General features: G+C 46.9%; 22 protein-coding genes and 1 pseudogene. 14 read left to right on the top strand and 9 right to left on the bottom strand.

What is annotated here, in order from left to right:
* Nucleotides 1–263: 263 nt before the first annotated feature.
* Nucleotides 264–1,289: an OmpA family protein gene (locus tag KEF85_RS08330; protein WP_215579219.1), complete on the top strand. Its 1,026-nt coding sequence runs from the start codon at nt 264–266 to the stop codon at nt 1,287–1,289.
* Nucleotides 1,290–1,750: 461 nt separating this feature from the next.
* Nucleotides 1,751–2,644 (top strand): hypothetical protein, encoded by an 894-nt coding sequence (locus tag KEF85_RS08335; protein ID WP_215579220.1) that lies wholly within the window; start codon nt 1,751–1,753, stop codon nt 2,642–2,644.
* An 8-nt stretch (nt 2,645–2,652) separates the two neighbouring features.
* Here KEF85_RS08335 and KEF85_RS08340 read toward each other — a convergent pair whose 3' ends face one another.
* Nucleotides 2,653–2,823, bottom strand: coding sequence for a hypothetical protein (locus KEF85_RS08340; RefSeq protein WP_215579223.1), 171 nt, complete (start codon nt 2,821–2,823; stop codon nt 2,653–2,655).
* Nucleotides 2,824–2,869: 46 nt separating this feature from the next.
* Here KEF85_RS08340 and KEF85_RS08345 point away from each other — a divergent pair, with 46 nt between their 5' ends.
* The 6 genes from KEF85_RS08345 (at nt 2,870) to KEF85_RS08370 (ending at nt 7,361) form a co-directional block, all read left to right on the top strand.
* Nucleotides 2,870–3,460: an ice-binding family protein gene (locus tag KEF85_RS08345; RefSeq protein ID WP_215579230.1), complete on the top strand. Its 591-nt coding sequence runs from the start codon at nt 2,870–2,872 to the stop codon at nt 3,458–3,460.
* Between the two features lie 244 nt (nt 3,461–3,704).
* Nucleotides 3,705–4,097 (top strand): ice-binding family protein, encoded by a 393-nt coding sequence (locus KEF85_RS08350; protein ID WP_215579231.1) that lies wholly within the window; start codon nt 3,705–3,707, stop codon nt 4,095–4,097.
* Between the two features lie 300 nt (nt 4,098–4,397).
* Entirely contained in the window at nt 4,398–4,826 is a 429-nt protein-coding gene (locus KEF85_RS08355; RefSeq protein WP_215579232.1) for a BON domain-containing protein, read from the top strand.
* A 1-nt stretch (nt 4,827) separates the two neighbouring features.
* Nucleotides 4,828–5,973 carry a DUF1207 domain-containing protein gene (locus KEF85_RS08360; protein WP_215579235.1) on the top strand — a complete coding sequence of 382 codons (1,146 nt, stop codon included), beginning with the start codon at nt 4,828–4,830 and terminating at the stop codon, nt 5,971–5,973.
* Between the two features lie 39 nt (nt 5,974–6,012).
* Complete coding sequence (locus tag KEF85_RS08365) at nt 6,013–6,987, top strand: VOC family protein (protein ID WP_215579237.1); 975 nt, start codon at nt 6,013–6,015, stop codon at nt 6,985–6,987.
* Nucleotides 6,984–7,361: a hypothetical protein gene (locus KEF85_RS08370; protein WP_215579238.1), complete on the top strand. Its 378-nt coding sequence runs from the start codon at nt 6,984–6,986 to the stop codon at nt 7,359–7,361. Before KEF85_RS08365 ends, KEF85_RS08370 begins: the two co-directional genes overlap by 4 nt.
* Nucleotides 7,362–8,276: 915 nt before the next feature.
* Here KEF85_RS08370 and KEF85_RS08375 read toward each other — a convergent pair.
* From KEF85_RS08375 to KEF85_RS08400, 6 genes are all read right to left on the bottom strand, one after another.
* Nucleotides 8,277–9,773, bottom strand: coding sequence for an efflux transporter outer membrane subunit (locus tag KEF85_RS08375; protein ID WP_215579240.1), 1,497 nt, complete (start codon nt 9,771–9,773; stop codon nt 8,277–8,279).
* Nucleotides 9,757–10,842, bottom strand: coding sequence for an HlyD family secretion protein (locus KEF85_RS08380; protein WP_215579242.1), 1,086 nt, complete (start codon nt 10,840–10,842; stop codon nt 9,757–9,759). Before KEF85_RS08380 ends, KEF85_RS08375 begins: the two co-directional genes overlap by 17 nt.
* Complete coding sequence (locus KEF85_RS08385) at nt 10,839–11,540, bottom strand: ABC transporter ATP-binding protein (RefSeq protein ID WP_215579244.1); 702 nt, start codon at nt 11,538–11,540, stop codon at nt 10,839–10,841. The genes KEF85_RS08380 and KEF85_RS08385 overlap by 4 nt, the downstream gene beginning before the upstream one ends.
* A 2-nt stretch (nt 11,541–11,542) precedes the next feature.
* On the bottom strand, nt 11,543–12,679 hold the full coding sequence (locus KEF85_RS08390) for an ABC transporter permease (RefSeq protein ID WP_215579246.1): 1,137 nt from the start codon (nt 12,677–12,679) through the stop codon (nt 11,543–11,545).
* 232 nt (nt 12,680–12,911) lie between these two features.
* Nucleotides 12,912–13,427 (bottom strand): hypothetical protein, encoded by a 516-nt coding sequence (locus KEF85_RS08395; protein ID WP_215579252.1) that lies wholly within the window; start codon nt 13,425–13,427, stop codon nt 12,912–12,914.
* Nucleotides 13,428–13,439: 12 nt separating this feature from the next.
* Nucleotides 13,440–13,667, bottom strand: coding sequence for a hypothetical protein (locus KEF85_RS08400; RefSeq protein WP_215579254.1), 228 nt, complete (start codon nt 13,665–13,667; stop codon nt 13,440–13,442).
* Nucleotides 13,668–14,009: 342 nt separating this feature from the next.
* On the opposite strand from KEF85_RS08400, the gene KEF85_RS08405 reads away from it, so the two are divergent.
* Nucleotides 14,010–14,180, top strand: a complete 171-nt coding sequence (locus KEF85_RS08405) for a hypothetical protein (protein WP_215579256.1) — start codon at nt 14,010–14,012, stop codon at nt 14,178–14,180.
* Nucleotides 14,181–14,410: 230 nt separating this feature from the next.
* Complete coding sequence (locus KEF85_RS08410) at nt 14,411–14,800, top strand: hypothetical protein (protein ID WP_215579259.1); 390 nt, start codon at nt 14,411–14,413, stop codon at nt 14,798–14,800.
* A 288-nt stretch (nt 14,801–15,088) separates the two neighbouring features.
* On the opposite strand, the gene KEF85_RS08415 is transcribed toward KEF85_RS08410, so the two are convergent.
* A complete protein-coding gene (locus KEF85_RS08415; protein ID WP_215579261.1) occupies nt 15,089–17,116 on the bottom strand; it encodes an acyltransferase family protein in 2,028 nt (675 codons plus the stop codon).
* A gap of 111 nt (nt 17,117–17,227) precedes the next feature.
* On the opposite strand from KEF85_RS08415, the pseudogene KEF85_RS17110 reads away from it, so the two are divergent.
* Nucleotides 17,228–17,675, top strand: a pseudogene (locus KEF85_RS17110) (IS1595 family transposase); the annotation flags it as partial.
* A 352-nt stretch (nt 17,676–18,027) separates the two neighbouring features.
* Here KEF85_RS17110 and KEF85_RS08420 read toward each other — a convergent pair.
* On the bottom strand, nt 18,028–18,387 hold the full coding sequence (locus KEF85_RS08420; protein WP_246534829.1) for a transposase: 360 nt from the start codon (nt 18,385–18,387) through the stop codon (nt 18,028–18,030).
* 1,031 nt (nt 18,388–19,418) lie between these two features.
* On the opposite strand from KEF85_RS08420, the gene KEF85_RS08425 reads away from it, so the two are divergent.
* The 3 genes from KEF85_RS08425 (at nt 19,419) to KEF85_RS08435 (ending at nt 21,157) form a co-directional block, all read left to right on the top strand.
* Nucleotides 19,419–19,880, top strand: a complete 462-nt coding sequence (locus KEF85_RS08425) for a Spy/CpxP family protein refolding chaperone (protein ID WP_215579263.1) — start codon at nt 19,419–19,421, stop codon at nt 19,878–19,880.
* 16 nt (nt 19,881–19,896) lie between these two features.
* Nucleotides 19,897–20,232, top strand: a complete 336-nt coding sequence (locus KEF85_RS08430) for a hypothetical protein (RefSeq protein WP_215579272.1) — start codon at nt 19,897–19,899, stop codon at nt 20,230–20,232.
* 79 nt (nt 20,233–20,311) lie between these two features.
* Nucleotides 20,312–21,157 carry a PA4780 family RIO1-like protein kinase gene (locus tag KEF85_RS08435; protein ID WP_215579275.1) on the top strand — a complete coding sequence of 282 codons (846 nt, stop codon included), beginning with the start codon at nt 20,312–20,314 and terminating at the stop codon, nt 21,155–21,157.
* Nucleotides 21,158–21,175 lie beyond the last annotated feature (18 nt).

Raw genomic sequence — 21,175 nt, forward strand, 5'->3', positions numbered from 1 at the left:
ATTGCCAGAGTCAGTACGCTATCGTACATAACGAAATATCAATGATATTTGGTCTGAAACTACCGGAATGATCTGGCTATGACTATGGCCTGATCGGCCTTTTTTTCTGCTCAGCGCAGTGCTTATGTGTGGTAGCGCACCGATAAGGCGGCGATTTTGCAGTTAAGGTGGCAATTAGATTTGGTATAAAAAACCAATTCAAAAATTTAATCCGGCTCTGCTGAACTCCGTGCCCGCTGTTAATTGTCCTCAAGGAAAGAATTATGCTGAAAAAAACTACTCTGACTATCGCTTCACTGATCGGCGTTAGCTGCTTACCTCAAGTTCAAGCGGCTGAACAAAGCCTGGATAATCGTTGGTATGTAGCCCCTTTTGCTTCTTATGTACAAACCGGTGGTGACCGTAATGCTGATAACGGTTGGGGTGGCGGTCTGGGTATCGGTAAAATTATCGATCAACATTTCAATGTGGAACTAAAAGGGTTCTATGAAGGCTTCGGCGGCAAAAACGGCTCTTGGAGTCTGGCCGGCGGTACTGCTGATTTGCAATACTATTTTATGCGGGAAAAATTCTCGCCTTATGCGGTGGTTGCCGCCGGCGGTATGAATAGCTGTGTTGGGGGTAATTGCGGGGCTGGTGTGATTGGCGAAGCCGGTCTGGGTTTTACTTATGAGCTGGATGACAATTTTCTGTTGCGGAGTGATGTCCGTTATCGGTACAACAATAATTTGAATAACCATGTGCAAACCGGCACTGATCAATTTAATGATATGACGGTTAATGTGGGCTTTGTGATTCCGTTTGGTGAGAAACCCAAACAGGTTTCCAGAGCTGAAGTGCGCGTGCAACCGGCTCCGGCTCCGGTTTTGGCTACACCGGCACCGGCTGTCGATCCGTGCCATGGCCGACATTACAAAAGCAGTCATGTTGATGCTAATGGCTGCCCGGTAAAAATTGTTCTGAAGGGTGAGCATTTTAAATACGACTCTGCTGAATTGCAGCCTCCTGCAAAAGCAATTTTGGATAGTCTGGCCAAAGATCTGATTGCCGATCCGCAAAAAACTGAAGTTGAAGCAAAAGGTTATGCCAGCAGCGAAGGCGGCGCCAGCTATAATTTACGTTTGTCGGAACGCCGGGCCAAGTCTGTGGTTGAATATCTGAAAGCTAAAGGCGTGACCAATAAATTGATCGCCAAAGGCTTTGGTATCGCTGATCCGATTGGTGATAATAGTACCGAAGCAGGTAGAGTGGAAAACCGCCGCGTGGAATTGATTTGGATTGAACAATAACATCCGCTATTGATGTATAAAGTTCTCCTTGCTGGGGAGCTTTATACAGCTTATTTTTATTCATCAGTTCCAGTAAATTTTCTAAAAGTGCCGCTTTTTTGCAACGGCACCTTCATAGCGACGGCATTTTTAAACAGAACCGCTCGACTCAGCAGCCGACAGATGCCTCAAGCATTTCGCAGCCTATTCCAGTACCAAATACTTAGCTTTCATTGATGCGCTGCACTCCGTTTAGCACATCCTACATCCTTTTGTTTTTTAAAGTAATACTTGGTCGATGCCTGGTTACAATTTGTTAATCTCAAAGCTGTAGTCTGGCCCATCCTTTCTGCTGTTTGGCTTTAAATTCAAAGTGATTTAAGTCGGTTTGGATAAGCTGGTTTAATTTTTTACGGGATCAATAGGTATAATGCTGGTTTGGGCTATACACTTGCCTCCCTATCAATCTGGAGTAAAACATTATGGGATTAAGTAAATATCGTTCTATTTTTTCTGCCTCGACAGGCCAGGAAAGGATAGAGAATTTTGAAAATTACTGGACTTTTACCCAGCAACACGGGGGGCAGTTATTAGAAGCGGAACAGGACTTGGCGAAAAAGCGCGCCAGACTGCAGTATTTTAAAGATCATCCGGTTAGATTACGCAAGCCATTGGCTAACCCTGATGCTTTTTACCGCAATTATGTGACGATGAAAGATGATCCTAAGTCACTCGATCAGTTGACCTTAATGCTGACAGGTATTTACAAATTTGCCAGACATGAGTGGGTTGGCATCAAGGCGGCATGGGATGTGGTGCCTGATATGGCTAATTCACATAGTGTTGAAGATAAGATCAGCCGGGTGCATTTGGCTGAAGAGTTTTGTCATTGGCGGTTATTTGATGAGATGCTCAGAACCTGTGGACTGGATCAGGTTAAATGGGAGCCTTTGACCCCTGTTAAGGAATGGATTTATCAGCAGTTTCCGCGTTTGCCGGGCTTTTTGATGGATACGCCGGCTTTTGTCACTGAATTGATGGGGGTGACGTATTATTTCCATTTGCATCGCTTATTTGATGATTTGCTGCATGATGAACCGGAAGTGCGTGATCGTTTAAAAGAGTTACTGGACGAAATTACCATAGACGAGATTGCCCATGTTGGGCAGCGCCGGAATTTTATTGGCCCCATCGGTATCTGGATATCACGACAATTGGTTAAGCCTTTTTATACTCTATTTTTTAAGGATATTCCCGAAATTGGCTTGTTATTTGATATCAATAAAATGATAAAACACGGCGAAGCTTTTGATTTTAATGAAGTACCAGATTATATGGTAGCGCGAACCTGGATACCATCGTACTGCAAGGTATAGTCCTTGATCTACCAACCAGGATCGCCCCGAATATGCAGCGCTAAAGAAAAATAGTGATTATTTTCAGTCATAAGTACCAGCCGTAAGGTCTCTAAAGTGCCGGTTTTTTCCGCCGGCACGTCGCACATGATGCGGATATGTTCGCAAGCATTCAGGTATGTGCGATAGCAAACAGACATAACCATACTAATTCTATAGTCTTTTTGTGACATCAGCCCGTCGTTGATGCTTAACTTTAAGGTCTTATTCTATGAAAATATCGAAACGTTTGCTCATATTGCCATTTACGGTTATCGGGGCAATGGCGGCAGCGCCGTTATGGCTACACCTTTGCTGGATGCAGATTTGGCAAGTTATGCCGTGTTGGGGGCTTCTACAGTTACCAATATTCCGAATAGCAGCGTAGCCGGCAATGTCGGTGTCTGGTCTAGTGGCGGCTCAAACGCCATTACTGGTTTTATATCTTCACCAGGCAATAGTAAGACCGATGGCCAAGTTAGCGGTGGTACTGTGCAGGCCGGTACTACCTCGGGTGTTTCGAATACCATGCAGGCGCAATTGCAACTTACCTCGGCCATCAATAATTTGTCTTCATTAGGTATTGGCACCCTGGAACCTGCTGATCTGGGCGGTTTGACTCTAACACCAGGTGTTTATACTGTACCGGCCGGCACCACCAATTTATCCAGCACGCTGATACTGGATGGTCAGGGCAATGCCAATGCTACCTGGGTGTTTGAATTACCCAGTACGCTGATTACCTCACCTTCGCTGAAAATCTTGGAAGCGGAACGTAAGTGGAGCGAAGATTTTTAGTCCCCGATAGGCGTAGCGCCGGGCGGGTTTTCGAAGCGAAGTGGAGAAAACCTGCAAGGCATCGCGAAACGCCGTCAAGTCACTTGGAGCCGAAGTTCCGATCCCCTTGTTGGGTCGGAACGAGGTGAGGAGGACGAATCGGGGCCGCCGGAGGCATTAGCGGTCGCGTAATTTTTGCCGCTTGTTGGGGCTGGGATGCCCCTAAACAAGCTTTCGCAAAAATAGCGACTCACTGATCTCATCAGTGCAAATCATCAATACCGGCACTCACGCGGGGGTTTTCTGGAATGTCGGCAGTTCGGCGACCATTGATAACAACACCACTTTCTTGGGTAATATCCTCGCTCATACCAGTATTACTTTGAATACCGCCGCCAGCGATGTTTCCGGTCGTTTGTTGGCATCAACCGGTGCCGTTACCCTAAGTCAAAATATTTTGTCTCAAAGCAATGGCGGCTTGAGCGGAGGTTTAAATGTCTCCAGCTTTGGCAATGTTAGCTTTTTGCCTTTTGCTCCGGTCACCAGCGTACCTGAGCTATCTACCTACCTGCTTTTGCTGCTTGGCGCCGCAGTCATTTGGTTGCAATCGGGCAAACCAGTCAAAGTGTCGGGCGATTTTGCCGAACTTTGCATTTAAGCGTTACCCTGGCTGCAATCTAAATAACGCATGCTTGGATATTTAGGCCGTCCAGTATTCAGCAGGCGTTGCTTTAAGGGTTAACGGCTGAAAGGCAGTTTAACTATCCACAAACTAATAGCAGAAATTGCCGAACCTACTTATTTCACCAACTAAAAGCATCGTCGGTATGTTCGAAACCGCACAGACTCTTTCCCACTAAAGGCGCTAAAGTTTTTATTAGCGCCGATTTTTCTCTAGCGGTTGCCTAAAACTGCTTTTGCAGTTGTTATTCCATCCCCCCAATTCCAAGGAAGCACCATGAAAATCGTCCAAACCCCACAATCCGTCATGCTGGCCGTGAGTTTAATCAGTGCCGTAGTGGCTTTGACTGCCTGCGAAAAAGAGGGCACAGCTGAAAAAGCCGGTGCAAAAATCGATCATGCCGCTGAAAAAGCCGGCAACGAACTGGACAAAGCCAAGTTATCAATCAATCAAAAAGCCGAAACGGCTGATGTTTATATTGATGATTCGGTGATTACCGCTAAAGTCAAGGAAGCCATTCTGGCTGACGCTATTTTGAAAGTCGGCCAAATTGAAGTGACTACGGTGAATGGGGTGGTTAAATTATCCGGTAAACTGGCTTCGGCACAACAGGTCAACAAAGCAATTGAGTTGGTCGGCAGCCTGAAAAACGTCAAATCTGTCACTAACGATTTGAGTTATCCGGCCGACACTACCGGTAAATAATATGAGTGCCTTACCCTTTCTGCGAGTTGCTGCACTTTTGCTGCCGGTCACTTGTGTCCAGGCTGTCACCAGTGATGATGCTTATTTGTCCGGTTACGCCACCGGTGTGTTAAATCACGAATTAAGACTGGATTTACCGGCTTTGCAGGTTAACGATGGGGTAATCATTTTACCGATGCAAAGTCTGGCGAAAGAAAATCAGACCAGAGCTGCCCACATTTTGGCGGAAATTCCCGGTATCAAAGCGGTCAAACTTTCGCAATCAGCCGATCAGCAACCTGCCGGCAGCATCACCACGACTACTGCAGCTGCGACGGCTGTGGCCGGAAGCCAGACTAGTAGCTATTCCACGCAAACTGAGTTATTACCCACGGGAATATTACCGGTTGGGCTATTGTTTAAGCCTTTGATCGCCGATCCGCGCTGGGCGCATTTTTCTGCTACTTATCGCAATTATCAAAGTAATAATTTTGTGGGCCGTGATACGGTATCAGTGAGTTTTGGTGAAACTATTCCTTTTTATCGGGGTAATTTAGGTAAATCCAGTGTGCAATGGGAAACGGGTATGCAGGCCGGGGTGTTTAGTGACTTTAATATGGATACTGCCTCGCATGATCTGGTTAATACCGATTTTATTGCTTCGGGGTATGGCAGTTTGCGGGCTGGTCAGTTTTCGCTGTTTGGTCGGCTTTATCATCAAAGCTCGCATGTCGGCGATGAGTTTTTACTCAGTAAGTTAAATACCAACTTTCAGCGGGTGAATTTAAGTTACGAAGGCAGCGATTTAAAACTGTCTTATGAACTGCCTTATGGGGTGAGGGTTTATGGCGGTGGCGGCGGTATTGTTGATAAGGATCCGTCTACTCTTAAAACCTGGTCCAGCCAGTACGGCATGGAGTTTCGCAGTCCTTGGCTGTTGGATTTTGGCGGGATGCGGCCTATTGCGGCGGTGGATATCAAAAACTTTCAGCAGAATAACTGGGCTTCCGATTTATCGGCCAGGGCCGGTGTTGAATTTAATAATCGGCAAATCTGGGGCCGCAAACTGCAAATACTGGCTGAATATTATGATGGTTACACGCCTATCGGTCAGTTTTATAAAGATAAGGTGCAATACCTGGGTTTAGGTGCGCATTTTCACTTCTAACAAGCTGACTATCCCGGCCTATGTGCCGGGCGGGTATTTATGAACTTTATCATTTTTTTTAGGCTGGTCATTGCCGAATATGATGTCCTGGCTATTAATGAGCATAGCGGCTTTGTTAGGCTCAGGTCTTATATTGCTGGATTTACTGTGCTGATTTTTATGTTTGTTGGCATGGCAAGTAGTGTCAGGGCGGATGATCAGCCTGAGTTATCGGCACTGGTAGTAGGATCGGCCAATCCCGAACATCATGTCGGTAAATTTATTTTTGCTGAATTGGCAACTTCGGATCTGAGCAAAGCCGAACGCTTTTACGCCGACTTGTTCGGCTGGAGCTTTCGCGAAGTTAACATTGCCGGTAAGCAATATGCCGAAGCTTCAATTGCCGGCCATCCGATAGCCGGATTAGTACAAAATAGCCAGCACTTGCCTTCCTGGTTGAGCTTTATTGCAGTTGATGATGTGGAAGCTTACAAAACACAGGCTCTGGCACATGGCGCTAAGCTGTTATCGGCTCCGCAAACTGTGCCGAAAAGAGGCCAGCAAGCGGTATTTATTGATCCGCAGGGCGCTGTGTTTGCTGTGCTGGCAGCTGACGGCGGTGATCCAGCAGATCAATTAGCGCTACCTGGGGAGTGGATATGGAGTTCTTTAATCACTGGCGACCCGGAGGGTGCGGCCGCGTTCTACCAAAACCTGTTTGAGTATGAGGTATTTGAATTGGCTGCCGATCCAGGCACCCAACATTTACTGCTGGCCACTGACAATTATGCCCGAGCCAGTGTTAATTCGCTGCCTGCCGATACCCCCAATATGCATGCCCATTGGCTGAATTACATCCGGGTTGATGACGTACCTGGCGCAGTTGCCAAACTGACCAGTTTGGGCGGCAAAGTCCTGATACCACCCAGGCTGGATCGTCACGGCGGGAAGCTGGCTGTGGTTGCCGATCCGGCGGGTGCGGTATTCGGTATTTTGGAATGGCCGGAGAGCGACAGCAAAGTGGTGAAGCAATGATTAAGCTATACGGATATGTCACTAGGCGCCATCTGGTTATTGGTCTGTTATGTCTGCTGCCAAATGCTTGTGTCGATACCGGCGGCGGTTATGGCTATGGTTATAATAGCGGTTACGGTAATGCATATTACAATCCTGGCTATAACGGCGTGGGCATTGTCGGCGGCTACCCTGGCGGAAACTGGCGACCCGGCTATCAGGTAGGACCGTATCGGGGCGGGCAGGGCGGTGACCATGACCGCAATCATCAACGTGGCGATGCTGGTGGCGGTGGCGAACACGGCTATCGATCTGCGCCGGCCTCACGGCCTATGCCGTCTATTCCCTCCGGGGGCCATGCTGGCGGCGTTGGCGGCGGTGGGCACGGACGTTAAAATATTTGGTAGTTATTCGACGTGAATTTCAGTGAGTCGCTATTTTTGCGAAAGCTTGTTTAGGGGCATCCCAGCCCCAACAAGCGGCAAAAATTACGCGACCGCTAATGCCTCCGGCGGCCCCGATTCGTCCTCCTCACCTCGTTCCGACCCAACAAGGGGATCGGAACTTCGGCTCCAAGTGACTTGACGGCGTTTCGCGATGCCTTGCAGGTTTTCTCCGCTTCGCTTCGAAAACCCGCCCGGCGCTACGCCTATCGGGGACTAAAAATCTTCGCTCCACTTACGTTCCGCTTCCAAGATTTTCAGCGTTGGATGCCCCTTTTAAAAGGCTATGTTTGGGTTATTGGTTGATTTTGGTTGAAGCGGGAGAGGGCATTGGTGAATTGGGCTGGCACTGGTTTGATTGAGGCTGCGCTGCGAATTCCTCGATTCCACTGCGTTGCATCGAGGCTACGGGGCGCGATGATATTGGTTATGGTTGAACGGCAGAGGGCATGGTTGAATTGGGCTGACGCTGGTTTGATTGAGGCTGCGCGGTGAATTCCTCGATTCCACTGCGTTGCATCGAGGCTACGGGTGGCGATGATGTTGGTTATGGTTGAACGGCAGAGGGCATTGGTGAATTGGGCTGGCCCTGGTTTGATTGAGGCTGCGCTGCGAATTCCTCGATTCCACTGCGTTGCATCGAGGCTACGGGGCGCGATGATGTTGGTTATGGTTGAACGGCAGAGGGCATGGTTGAATTGGGCTGGCCCTGGTTTGATTGAGGCTGCGCTGCGAATTCCTCGATTCCACTGTGTTGCATCGAGGCTAGGGGTGGCGATGAGGTAGGCTATAGGTGCGTTGGGCAGGGTGTTTTTGACCAAATACCCTTGAAGTTATGGTTTCAAGTATTTGTTATTACTACGGTTGTCATTTAGCTTTTTCCACTGCGGGTTCGGTATTCCAGCCGCCGCCCAATGCGATAAATAACCCGACGGTGTCCTGAAAACGTTGCGCCAGTATTTGTAAATAAGCAATTCTGGCTTGCTGATACTGACTGTTGACGCTGAGCACCTGTAGATAATTGACCAGCCCGGCCTGATAATTGGCATTGATAATACCTAAGGCTTCTTCACTGGTTTGCAGGGCTTGCTGTTGGGCGGTTTGGATTTGGGCATCATGTTCCAATGCTTTGAGGGTATCGGCGACCTGCTCGAAGGCGCTGATCACTACTTGACGATAGCTGCTGAGCGAATGATCATAGGTTTCCAGCGCCGCTTTGCGGTTGTACCATAAGGTTCCACCATGAAACAGGGGCTGGGCGAAATTACCGGCCATCGCCCAGATATTGCCGTTATTGACGAACAAATCGGCCAGCGAGGTGTTGTTGTAGCCATAGGAGGCGCTTAAACTGATGGTTGGGAATAATGAGGCGGTCGCTACGCCGATTTTGGCGCTATCACTGTGCAACTGGGCTTCGGCGGACAGAATATCCGGACGCTGACGTACTAATTCCGAGGGCAAGCTGAGTGGGATGTCGGACGGCAAGGTTAATTCACTTAGTTTTAAACTGACCGGTGTCCACTCTGCCGGGGTTTTACCCACCAGGCTGGCCTGCAGATGTTCGGCCTGATTGAGTTTTTGTTGCAAGGCCGGCAAGCTGGCCTGTATGGCAGATAACTGACTGCGGAGGCTAAGTACGCTGACATAGGGCACGGTGCCTGCTTGAACCTGTAAAACGGTGATTTCGATCTGCTTATTGAGTATGTCTATCAGTTGTTGGGTGGCTTCGATTTCGGCCTGATAGGCGGCACCGGCAATCACGGTATTGATAATGTTACCGGTCAAACTTAGATAGGTGGCCAGTGCGGTATAGTGCTGTATGTCCTGTTGAGCTTCCAGACTTTCTACGCCTCGGCGTTCGCCGCCAAACACATCCAAGGTGTAACTGACCGTGGAACTGATGGTGTAGAGATTAAATACGGATGCTTTGGTGGCACTGCCGAATCTGGCCGGTGAGAAGCGTTGGCGAACCGGGGTAAACCCAATGTCTACCTGAGGAAAAAAGATGCCGTAACCGGCCTGCAGGGTGGCCTGACTTTGGCGTAAATTGGCCTGGGCGGCCTGCAGACTGAGATTGTTGGTAATCGCGGCTTTAACTACTTTATCCAGCGCTGCGGATTTAAACAGTTGCCACCAGTCGGCACTGATTTTGCCGCCTTTCTGAAAATGCTGGGCAATACCGCCAGCGGCCAGGGTATCGGTTTGGTCACCGGTCTGGCTGTATCCGGCCTGTTTGGGCGCTTCCGGTTGCACAAAGTCCGGCCCCAGAGTACAGCCGGTCAACAGGGCGAGTAAGGGAACGGCAGGTTTGAGTATCAGGCCGTGTGTCATTGTCTGACTGACGCGTTTATTTTTCGCCGACATAGACATCAACCAATTGTCCTGGATACACATTTAGATCAGCCGGCTTTTCAATGCGGAACAAGATCGGTAATACCCTGACATCAACCCGTTCGGTTTTTTGATTGGACAGTTGAATTTTTGGCGAAATATAGGGCTGGATACGCACAAACGCCAGGGGAACGCTGGTGTTGGTACCGCGTATAAACATTTTGGCCTGCATTTTGGCGGTGGCTGGTAATTTCGGCACCAATATTTCGTCAATATAACATCTGACCGCTAGCTGATCTGCGACGCTACCCATCACCAGCACTGGATGCATATCCTGAGTATAAGAACCGTAGACACCCTGGGGAGACAGATAGCTGCCGACAGCTGCGCTGATAGCCAGTATCACGCCATCAGATCTGGCCTTGAGGGTATACTTTTCCAGTAAGGCGTTGGCCGCCATATAGTTTTGGTACTGGATCTGATACTGTTTCTGCTGGGTTTCAATATCATAATGCCAGGCGCCGGCTTTGGTTAGTTCATATTGCCTGGCGGCCAGTTGAAAATTAGCTTCGGCCACTTTTACAGCGTTAAGCTGATTATCCAGGGTATCCCGGCTGACGGACTGCGGATTGAGGGCAAACGACATTTTTTGTTTATCCAACTGCACTTGGGCGCTGAGCAAATTGGCTTTTGCAACCAGCATTTGGGCCTTGCTGACTTCTAGGACCTCTTTCCGCGGCTGGTGTTTGAGTTCTTCCAGCATTACCAGGGCAGCATCAGCTTGCGCCTTTAGTTGCAGGGTAGTCGCTTTTTGGACGCTATCATCCAGGGTCAACAATGGGGTGCCTTTGCTGACGGCCTGACCTTCCGTAACCAGTATTTGACTAACCACACCGGTCACTTCCGGATAAATATTGATGTTTTCACCGCTATTCTGCAGGCTTTCCACCATGCCGTTAGCAAAAATGCCCTGGGCATAAGGATTGGGGGCGGGATTAAATACCGGCGGCAGCGGTTTTTTTTCCACCCCGGAGAAATAGGCGGCTGTTAAGCCAATCGCGACTCCGATACCGGAAAGAATGAAAATAACTTTGTTATTCATGTGGCACTGCTCTGCGTTTCGATGGCGGTTACTTTGCCGTCTTCCATTTTCATGATGCGATCAGCGAACTCAAAAATGCGGTTGTCATGGGTAACAACCAGCACGCAACGCTTTTCGTTAAGAATTTTGGTTTTGACAAAGCTCATGATTTTTTTACCGGTATCGCCATCCAGTGAGGCGGTGGGTTCATCAAAAATTAATATATCGGGCTGACTGACCATAGCCCTGGCAATAGCCACCCGCTGCTGTTCACCACCGCTCAAATTTACCGGCGGCAGTTGGGCGCGATCCGAAAGACCGACAATTTCCAGAAAGCCCATAGCGGTCTGGATGGATTCATCCCAATCATGTCGTTTCAAAATCAGTGGAATAGCCACATTTTCGACTGTGCTTAAGCGGGGAAACAGATGATAATCCTGAAATACAAAGCCGATACGGTTTAAGCGAAAATCGGCTAATTCATCGGTACTGAGACTCCAGATATCGGTGTTATCGATAAAGGCGCTGCCTGAATTTGGCCTGAGTATGCCGGAAATCATGCTCAGCAGCGTGGTTTTGCCGCTGCCGGATGGACCTACCAGAAAAAAGATTTCGCCAAAATATGCTTCAAAGCTAACCTCATTCACTGCGGTGGTTTTGGCTTCACCTTCGCCGAACCATTTAACCAGTTGTTTGGCACTGATTGCGGTTTTAGCCATGTTCAGCCTCTAAACACATCAAATGGTTCTATCTTCAGCACTTTGCGTACCCCGATATAACTGGAAAAAATGGCGATGATCAATACCATTAAAAAGGCCAGCCCCAGATTGGTGTAGGTAATGGCGCTGGCATAATTGGGCAAACGCATTTTGGCTAAATAAATCATTAGAGTACATAAACCAACGCCCAATCCGTAGCCGGTTAGCGCCGTGAATCCGGCCTGAAACACTATCATCAGCATCAGCTCATGGCTTTTGGCCCCGATAGCTTTTAAGGCGCCAAATTTATCCAGATTCTCCAGAATAAAGGTGTAAAAGGTTTGCCCGGAAATCGATAAGCCAACCACAAAGCTGATGATGGTCATTAATAAAATATTGGTACCCAGACCGGTTTTGTATTTGTAATACGTGGAAATCTTGTCGCGAAACTCGGTATTGGTGACGGCCAGATAGCCTAACTTTGCCACCTCCTGCTTGATAAACTCAATGCTGCTGTCATCCTTGGGTTCAACCAGGATGTAAGAGGTAGTAAAGCGAGAAGAGGGGATATATTGAATAGCCCGATTGTAGGTGGTATATAGCGAGGGGATACCAAATAAACCATTGGCAGCAACCTTGGCTATACCAACTATGACGCCACGGTTATCATTTAACTCAAACTCAGTACCGATATGCGGGTTTTGCAGTTTTTCGATTTCGGCATCTTTAACCACCAGAAAGCCGTTTTCGGCAAAGATATCCTCTATATTGCCTTCCAGTAATTCGGGACGGCCCAACAATGATGTATCGTCCAAACCCAGTACCGTTACCGACTGGAAGCTACCGCTACGCAGCTTAAGAGTCGCACCACCGGAATATAAGGGTACCGCATATTTAACACCGGCAATACTGCGTACCGCATCCTGCACGTAATCCGGCATGGGTATGCTATTGGCGACGGTGTTGACGGCCGGGTCCATGATCCAGATTTTGGCGCCAATATTAATCACTACCGATGAGGCACTTTGTAACACCCCGGAAAAGATGGAGGTCATCTGTACCATTAAAAATACGGCGAAGGTAATGCCGATCAATAATGCGGCAAATTTGCCTTTATCATTTACCAATAGTTTAAAGGCAATCTTAAATAGTCCTTTCATTGCATAATTCCTTTAGTTTGGATTCGGAACGGCAAGATGTTGGTTAGTGCGTCAAATTTGTAATGACTCAGCGTAACCTTGCTGATCCATTTTTAAAGCCGAGAATAATGCGCTGCACTGCGTTTAGCATCTACAACTAGCTATTTTTTAAAAAAATACCTGGAAGATGAATAGTTACTAAGATTTAATATTAGTTTAGCCTATTGCCAATACTTGGCTAAGGCATGGACTGTCATAAAACAGTATCTTGTAATACCGAGGATTCCGATTCGGTTATCTTCAGAGGCCGACTGCCATGCCGCAACGATTGGGCGTGGCCGGTGACACCAAAGATAAAAAAGACCACCACACCCAGCGCAAAAATACCCGCCTGCGCCATTTGCAGTCCATGCGGAACCGGGTTAATGCTGAGCAGCAATGCCAACACCACCAGGGAAGGCACCAGACCGAAGACAATAATCATCGCTACCACAAACACTGGTTGTTCGGCACCGGAGGGTTTGGAGTGAGCGAAACCGGACACAACTTTGATGATAGTTTGGCCAAATAATACGGCTGAGCCAAATGACAATTCCGGAGATTCAATCATGGCAAATAAAGATCTACCCACGCTGACATCAACAATAGATATCACCACCAACGGCAGGACAATAAACAATAAATCGCCAAATATGGCGTATGTCGCGGCTTTGCGGTGAAATGTGTTGGCCTGAAAAGGGCTAACTGATAGAATTGGTTCCGAACTCATAAGCCGTCCTTATTAGGTTAAACTAGCCAGTAAAGGGTAAGCTGAAAGAGTTGATACAGCTTGCCGCCGAACTGAGCGTTTACTTTTTTGCATTTTTGCTTTGCTATCTGCCGAGCTGCTGTTAAGCTTAACACCGGTAGAGCTGGTATTCCCGGCACTATCGACCTGCCAGTCCGGTATGATATTACCGCTATCGGCAGGATAGGCGGGATTCAAGTCTGTCATTTCATCTTTACACATAGCGTTTCCAGATTAAATTGCTTGGAATTTAGAATCAGTATTCAACGTAAAGCTGGTCGATACGGACAAAGCATTATGCTATGTCTCGAGTCGTCTGAATGCTGAGTAGCAGAGCTAATGTTTTACATTAAGCAATGACAACCATACCTTTAACAACTTAAATATTCAGTACGATAACGTACATTGGATAAACCCGGTTTGTACAAGTCTCAGTTAGCAGACAGCAAACCGACTATGTACGATTCCGAACCGACTGCCCTGACTTTTGTTTGTATATTCAAACCGGCTGCAGGGAAGATCGTTAGCAGCTAGACGTACAGCTAAAAATCATAAGGAGTACCCATGAACAAATTACATTTAAAAGATTCTGCTCAAGAAGCCAAAACCAAACCTGTTGCTGAGAAAACATCCAACACTTGGGAAGTTGACGCCACTGGCAAAGTCCTGAATTACGCGGGTCAATTTCGCGCCAAAATTGCCGAATTGAGAGAAAATCGACAAACTGCTATCTAATACCCTTTTAATCCTGACTGCATTGCTATACGCCACCCGGCTTCAGCGCTGGGGTGCTTAAGGATTTTTTAGTTTTAGCCCAAGGGTTGGTGCATTGAATGTACTAAAGCCCGGTTTCGGCTCAATACCAGGAAATTCAGCCATGTAGCGGCAGAATACCAGTCCTCAGTCCGCCCAAAAAATCTGAGGCATTGCCACAGTTCGCGGTGCCGCACCGCCAGAGGATTTCTATGTCACAAATCATTCGTTATGGATCAGTATCATTAGTGCTGCTTATCAGCGCTTGTGCCAATGTGCCGTCCGGCCCCAGTATGACGGTATTGCCGGCCCCCGGCCAAAGTTTTGAACAGTTTAATCATGACGATGGCGTGTGCCGGATAGCTGCGGGCAGGCATTTGAGTGATTCCGCTAAAGATACGGCAATAGGTAGCGCAGCGCCGGGGACAACCGATGTTATTCAGCAACGTTATGATGAAGCTTATATACGCTGCATGTATAGCAATGACCATCCGGCACCGATTATCGAGCGGACATCTAATATTCCCTACTTACAAAATCAGCCCGTCTATCGTACAGCGCCGGATTCCGGTAAGAGTTCAGGGGCACCATCTGGTCAGTAATGGGCAAGGTTTTTGAAACTATCGTGTGACTTAAATTTGGCTGACTTAGCAGTGATTACTCAGCATAATGTTGCTGATGCTTGGCTCAACAAGTCTTTGGCTTCGAAATGATGCGCTGCACTGCGTTCAGCACATCCTACAACTACCCGCATTAATCGGGATATTTGGACGCTGAGTAGATACAAAAAATTTCCTGGCCATAGCGCTGGATCCCGCTTCCCGGCAGGTATGACAGGATAATTTGTTTCAGCTTGGCTATCCTGCTAATCACGTTAGTAAAGATAGCACTCAATCCTGTTTTTCAACAATTGCGCTATCTAAATATGTTGCGAACTTGCGTATGTAGGATGGCCGCAAATGATTATTATCTTTGTAGATGAATTGATTATCCTCGGTAAGCACTGGACATCGGTTATCCAAACAGATTTCGCTAGTAGGATTAATAGCTTCCACGCCAATATCTGCCGCCATTTTCGCCATTTCCGCATTTATAGCGATCACATCGGCAGCTAAATGTATGGTTTTAACGATGGGTTTAATTTTTATTTCGGCCAGCCTGTCGCCACTAATATAATATTTAGGATCCAATTCATCACCAAAAGGGTTATCCAGCAATAAATAGACTTTCTTGGTTTTACTGATAGCTTCCAGCAAGTGTTTGAGTTCTAACAATGCCAATTCTTTACCGCGGCCATTTCTAAAGTTTTCGCGTATGCCATTATTAAGATGATAATAATCAAACTCCTGGTCATTTTTTTTAACCGGCTTGGTCTGGTCGATAAAATAACAGTTCCAGCAAGCCCCTATTACCACTACTTTTACCTGGCTATTTTCGATAAATTTTAATGCCGAATTGAGGAATTGTGTGCAAAATAAATGTTGAGCATTGTCTTCAAACACATTGGGAATAGGTGGGCAGCCGGGCGCAATGGCAAAATACACGGAATTATAATTAGTGCTTTTTTGCTTGATTAATTCGTCAACCCTAGGAATATATTGTTGTATATGCGAATCACCCAGTAAGAAACTGATGTTTTCGCCACTACTGATTAGGTTAAAGGTTTCATTTTCAAATTTAACCGATTTAAGTGCAACCTGTGATTTCGCTTCGCTAATGTCGTTAAAAATCGGCTGTAATTCTTTGGCATTATTTCTTGGCTGGAAGATTCTAAAATAAATGGCCAATCCTGCCGTTAATTCAATTATGCTGAGAAAAATTAACACCCAAACAATGTTGGTGCTGGACTTGCTGCTGCGTATAGGTTTTTCTAAGAATTTATAGCTTAACCATGCCAACAAAATAGCGATAGCAACCGCAATTATCCGGGTAGAGTGGACGAATCCACTTGGATTTACTATGCGTAAAAATACCAGGACAGGCCAATGCCATAAATACAGTGGATAACTGATTAAGCCGAACCAGACCATCACTGGATTGGCTAAGATGTAACGATTTATTAGGACTTTAGGCCCGGCGGAAATGCATAAAACTGTTCCTAAAGTCGGCAGCAAGGCCCACCATCCTGGAAAAGCCTGTTCTCTGTTTATCAATAAAAAACCCAGAGCCAGTAGTACTAAACCAGATATAGAGCGTAAATGCCGGTTAAATAACTTAAGGTGTTGGAAGGTGGCTTTGTTAGAAAAGTTGCTATGATAAGCCCATAAAGAACCGGTTAATAACTCCCAAAACCGGCAGTAAGGCGCATAAAAAGCAGCTACCGGATTTAAGTGCATCATCAAGATATTCAAGCCGAAACTTAAACCAGCTGTTAATACGCTAATCAATAGCAAGTTTAGTTTATTTCGCCAGCTTAACCATAATAGAAACGGCCAAAGGATGTAAAATTGTTCTTCTATGCCTAAAGACCATAGATGCAGCAAAGGTTTTTGGTCAGATGCTGTATCAAAATAGCCGCTTTCTTGCCATAAAACCAGATTTGAAATATAGGCTATACCGGCTGCGACATGTTTGCCTAGTAGCTGGAATTCGTCAACTAATAATAAGTACCATCCGGCCACTAAACAACTTAATATTACGAGCAGTAAAACGGGGAATATGCGTTTAATCCTTCGCCGGTAGAATTCTGCAAAGCTGAAAGTAGCGTTCTTTAAGTTTTCAAAAATTATGGTTGAGATCAAAAATCCGGATATTACATAGAATATATCCACCCCAATAAATCCGCCTTTAAATAGTGTTGGAAAGGCGTGATAAGCCACTACCATTAACACCGCAACCGCACGGAGGCCGTCTATATCGGGTCTATATTTTGGATGTGTCAGCTGTTTTTGTTTAAGAGAATTATTGGCAGTATTCATATTTGTCTAAAAATCTTACAACTTCCTTATTAGCAAGATAGTTGAGCCATCCACCATCAATGTACTAAACTGATTTAAACCCTCTGCTCCTAATGTATCAGGAGATGTTCCATGACAATTAATCGTATTCAATTTCAAGCAGGTAGGTCGCTACTCGAATTTTTAAAGCGCTACTGCACCGGAGACAAATGTGAAGCGGGACTTGAGCAAGCTCGCTGTCCGGGTGGATTCGCTTGTCCTTGTGCGAACATAGAGTGTGTAGCATTTTCAAGCACGATCCACACAACAGATGCAATGTGTTGCGCTTGCCGACTATAACATCGCTGATTGCCGGTATCATTTTTCAAAAAACCAAATTGCCACTGACGACTTGCTTCCTTGCCATCCATCTATCTTATCAGCCAAGCCAAGACCGGTATTTGGCATTGGCCTTGAAGCGCCATCTGGGGGTGAGTTATCACACGGCTTGGTTATTGGCTCATTGACGCTATCTTCTCAGTGGCGACATTCAGATGGATGACGGCTATTGGCTGGCCAGCGAACCGGTGGCAAAGGCGGTTGAGGCTGAGAAAACAAGATGCCTTTTTTGCCGTAGTACCAACTGCTGGTGGACAAGCAAATTCTGAAACTGATTGCCATTGAGCAAGCCGCTGATCCAGATGTTTTGTTGCGAGATCTGGACGCATAAAAGCTAGCTAATATATTATTAAACAATCAGAATAAAAACAACTTATATATAATAATATATCGCTGTTACAATAATGCGTCGGTTATATTTTTGCTTTAAGGAACCTCTGAAAAACTGACATTTTCAGCATCAGCCACTTGAAAAGTTGATCAAAAATTTGAATATTTGGCCATTTTTGTATAAAAACAGCCGGATTCACTCCAAAATAAGCCTGTTTCTGGGCCTATTTTCGAATTTCAGACGCAATCAGGCGTCGACGTTCGTAAGCATCCCCGCGCATGACATTTTCTAGGCGGATACCGCAAAAACGGCGCAGTGATGCAATCTCATAAAGCGCATCTTCCAGGCCTGGATCGGAATAATTGTAAACAATCTGCGCCACATGCGCACGCAGTATGGATTCCAGAGGAAAGGGTTTGCGACCGCGACCCTTGCCGAGCGCGTAATACGGGGCAATCACCGCCATCATGGACTGCCAGGGTAATAATCCGTTGAGTTGATCGAGAAACTTTTCGCGACGGGTGACTTTGCCTTTATGGGCGTATTCGGCATCGGCAAAACTCAGCTGTTGATAGTGATCCATGGGCGTTCTCTCGATAACAACTTTGATGGTTATATTATATCGCAGACGGGCAATTAATCAGAGGTTCCCTAAACGGGAAGTAATTGTTTTTGTATTTTCCTGCCATCCCCTTTTGGTATTCCTATCTTATCTTTTCTGGTGAGGAAGATGCGGTTCGTGCCTCACCACATCCTACGACTGATGGTTGAAGTTGGATGTGCCGCATTGATTTAAAACCGTGGTCAAATTTCCTTAATCCTGCTTTTGATAAAGATTACGCTGCGAATTCCTCGATTCCACTGCGTTGCATCGAGGCTACGGGGGGCTTCGATTGGCGGGTTTTTGTCTTAAATGGCACCCAAAAGCTAGGATGTTGGTATCTCCTATTCATGCGAATATGGCCTTGAAAAGAGGAAGATTTTTACTAATTTTGCGGAAGAGGGCATTGGTGAATTGGGCTGGCTTTGGTTTGATTAAGGCTGCGCTGCGAATTCCTCGATTCCACTGCGTTGCATCGAGGCTACGGGTTGCGATGGCGGGCTGTGTTTGGTTAATGGTTGGTGGGGCATGGTTGAATTGCGCTGACGCTGGTTTGATTGAGGCTGTGCGGTGAATTCCTCGATTCCACTGCGTTGCATCGAGGCTACGGGTTGCGGTGATAGTTGATTTTGGTTGCAGTGAGCATTGTTGAATTGCGCTGACGCTGGTTTGATTGAGGCTGCGCTGCGAATTCCTCGATTCCACTGCGTTGCATCGAGGCTACGGGGGGCTTCGATTGGCGGGTTTTTGTCTTAAATGGCACCTAAAAGCTAGGGTGTTAGGTATCTTCTATTCATGCGAAAGTAAATTCATTTTAACTGCCATAGCGCCTATAGCGGGCCTTGAGCCGGGTAGTTGGGTTGAGTTTCCACAATACAATTGCCATTCGGTAACAAAACTATCGGCAATGTGCCGTAACGAACAGAATTAATTGCATGTGATACCGATAATGGTTGTGCTTCACTCCGTTGCCATTAACCGGCAGCAATACTTGGCATCATTTAGAGGATATCATGATAACTATTAGTAATCGTTACAGTAATACCTGCGTACGTGTGATCACTGCTGCGGCTTTCATCGTTAGTATGGGCTTTGTGTCGGGACAGGCATCAGCATCCGGCAGACACCATGAAGAAAAAGTGGAGGTGCGTATTAAGGATATGCACGACAATCTGAGCATCAATCCTGCTCAGGAAGTTTTATGGGCAAAAGTGGCTGAAACCATGCAGGAAGATGCCAAAGTGATGGATAAACTTACCCAAGCCAGAGCCGATCATGCCAAAGATATGACGGCAATCGATGATTTAAAATCCTATGCGGAAATCACTACCGCGCATGCCGATGGTATTAAAAACTTAATTCCAGTATTTTCTGCTTTGTATGACAGCATGTCGGATGAGCAGAAAAAAGCCGCCGACACTTTATTTCGTCATGTGGATCATAAACATGGCCATAAAAAACCGGCTGACAAATGAAAAAGGCCGTTTATTTATGAACAATTCAATATTGAACTGCAAAGCTGCATCCTGCGGCACGACTAAACTGGCTGTTGCCATCACCTGTATGCTGCTGTTGGGCGGCTTATCGATCTCCTCAGCCTGGGCGGAACATGGTAATGATCATGGCCGGGGCGGTGGTGGAGAGCACCACGAAGACCATGATCATGGCAACTGGCGTGGCGGTGGTTATGGTTACGGCAACCATTACGGCTATGGTCAAGGTTATGGCTACGGCTACGCCCAACCGGTTTATGTGCCGCCACCGGTATATGCAGTGCCGATACAATCGCCTGGCATCAATCTGATAGTACCGCTTAACTTTCGTTAGTTTTCCAATATTTGGGCAAATTTTCTGGTTTTTATGGGTTTGTTAACACCTTTTAACCAGAAAACGGCATAATATTGTTATGAAAACGCCTAAAAGAATAGAACCCTTAATTGAGAACGGTCTGGTTGACGAAGTGCTGCGGTCCTTAAAAAGCGGTAAGGAAGCCGCAGTCTATGTGGTGCGCTGCGGCACGGAAATTCGCTGCGCCAAAGTCTATAAAGAAGCCGATCAGCGCAGTTTCCGCCAAAGTGTGCTGTATCAGGAAGGCCGCAAGGTGCGTAACAGCCGCCGGGCCAGAGCGATGGAAAAGGGTAGCCGTTATGGCCGTGAGGCACAGGAATCAGCCTGGCAAAACGCTGAGGTCACGGCCTTATACCGGCTTACCGATGCCGGGATCAGGGTTCCCAAACCCTATAATTTTATTGATGGGGTGTTATTAATGGAGCTGGTCACCGATGCCGATGGTCAGCCCGCCCCCCGACTGAATGATGTGCAAATGTCGGCAGAGCAGGCCAGGCAATTTCATGGTTTCCTGATTACCCAGATTGTGCGCATGCTCTGTGATGGTCTGGTGCATGGTGATTTGTCGGAGTACAACGTCCTGGTGGCCAGTGATGGCCCGGTGATTATTGATTTGCCCCAGGCAGTCGATGCTGCCGGCAACAACAATGCTCAAATGATGCTGGAACGTGATGTCGGCAATATGGCCAGCTATTTTGGCCAATTTGCCCCGGAACTGTTATCCAGCCATTACGGTAAAGAGATGTGGCATCTGTACCAGCGTGGTGAATTACACCCGGATAGCCAACTCAGCGGTTATTATCAGGAAAGCGCCAGGCCAGCCGATTTACGCAGTATTATTCGTGAAATTGACGCAGCCCGTGAAGACAATGAAGCACGGCTGCGCTTTGCCGATCCTCACTAGCCTAACAGCCTGGTGAGG

It is taken from the genome of Methylomonas paludis (genome assembly GCF_018734325.1).
GTDB classification, from domain to species: Bacteria; Pseudomonadota; Gammaproteobacteria; order Methylococcales; family Methylomonadaceae; genus Methylomonas; species Methylomonas paludis.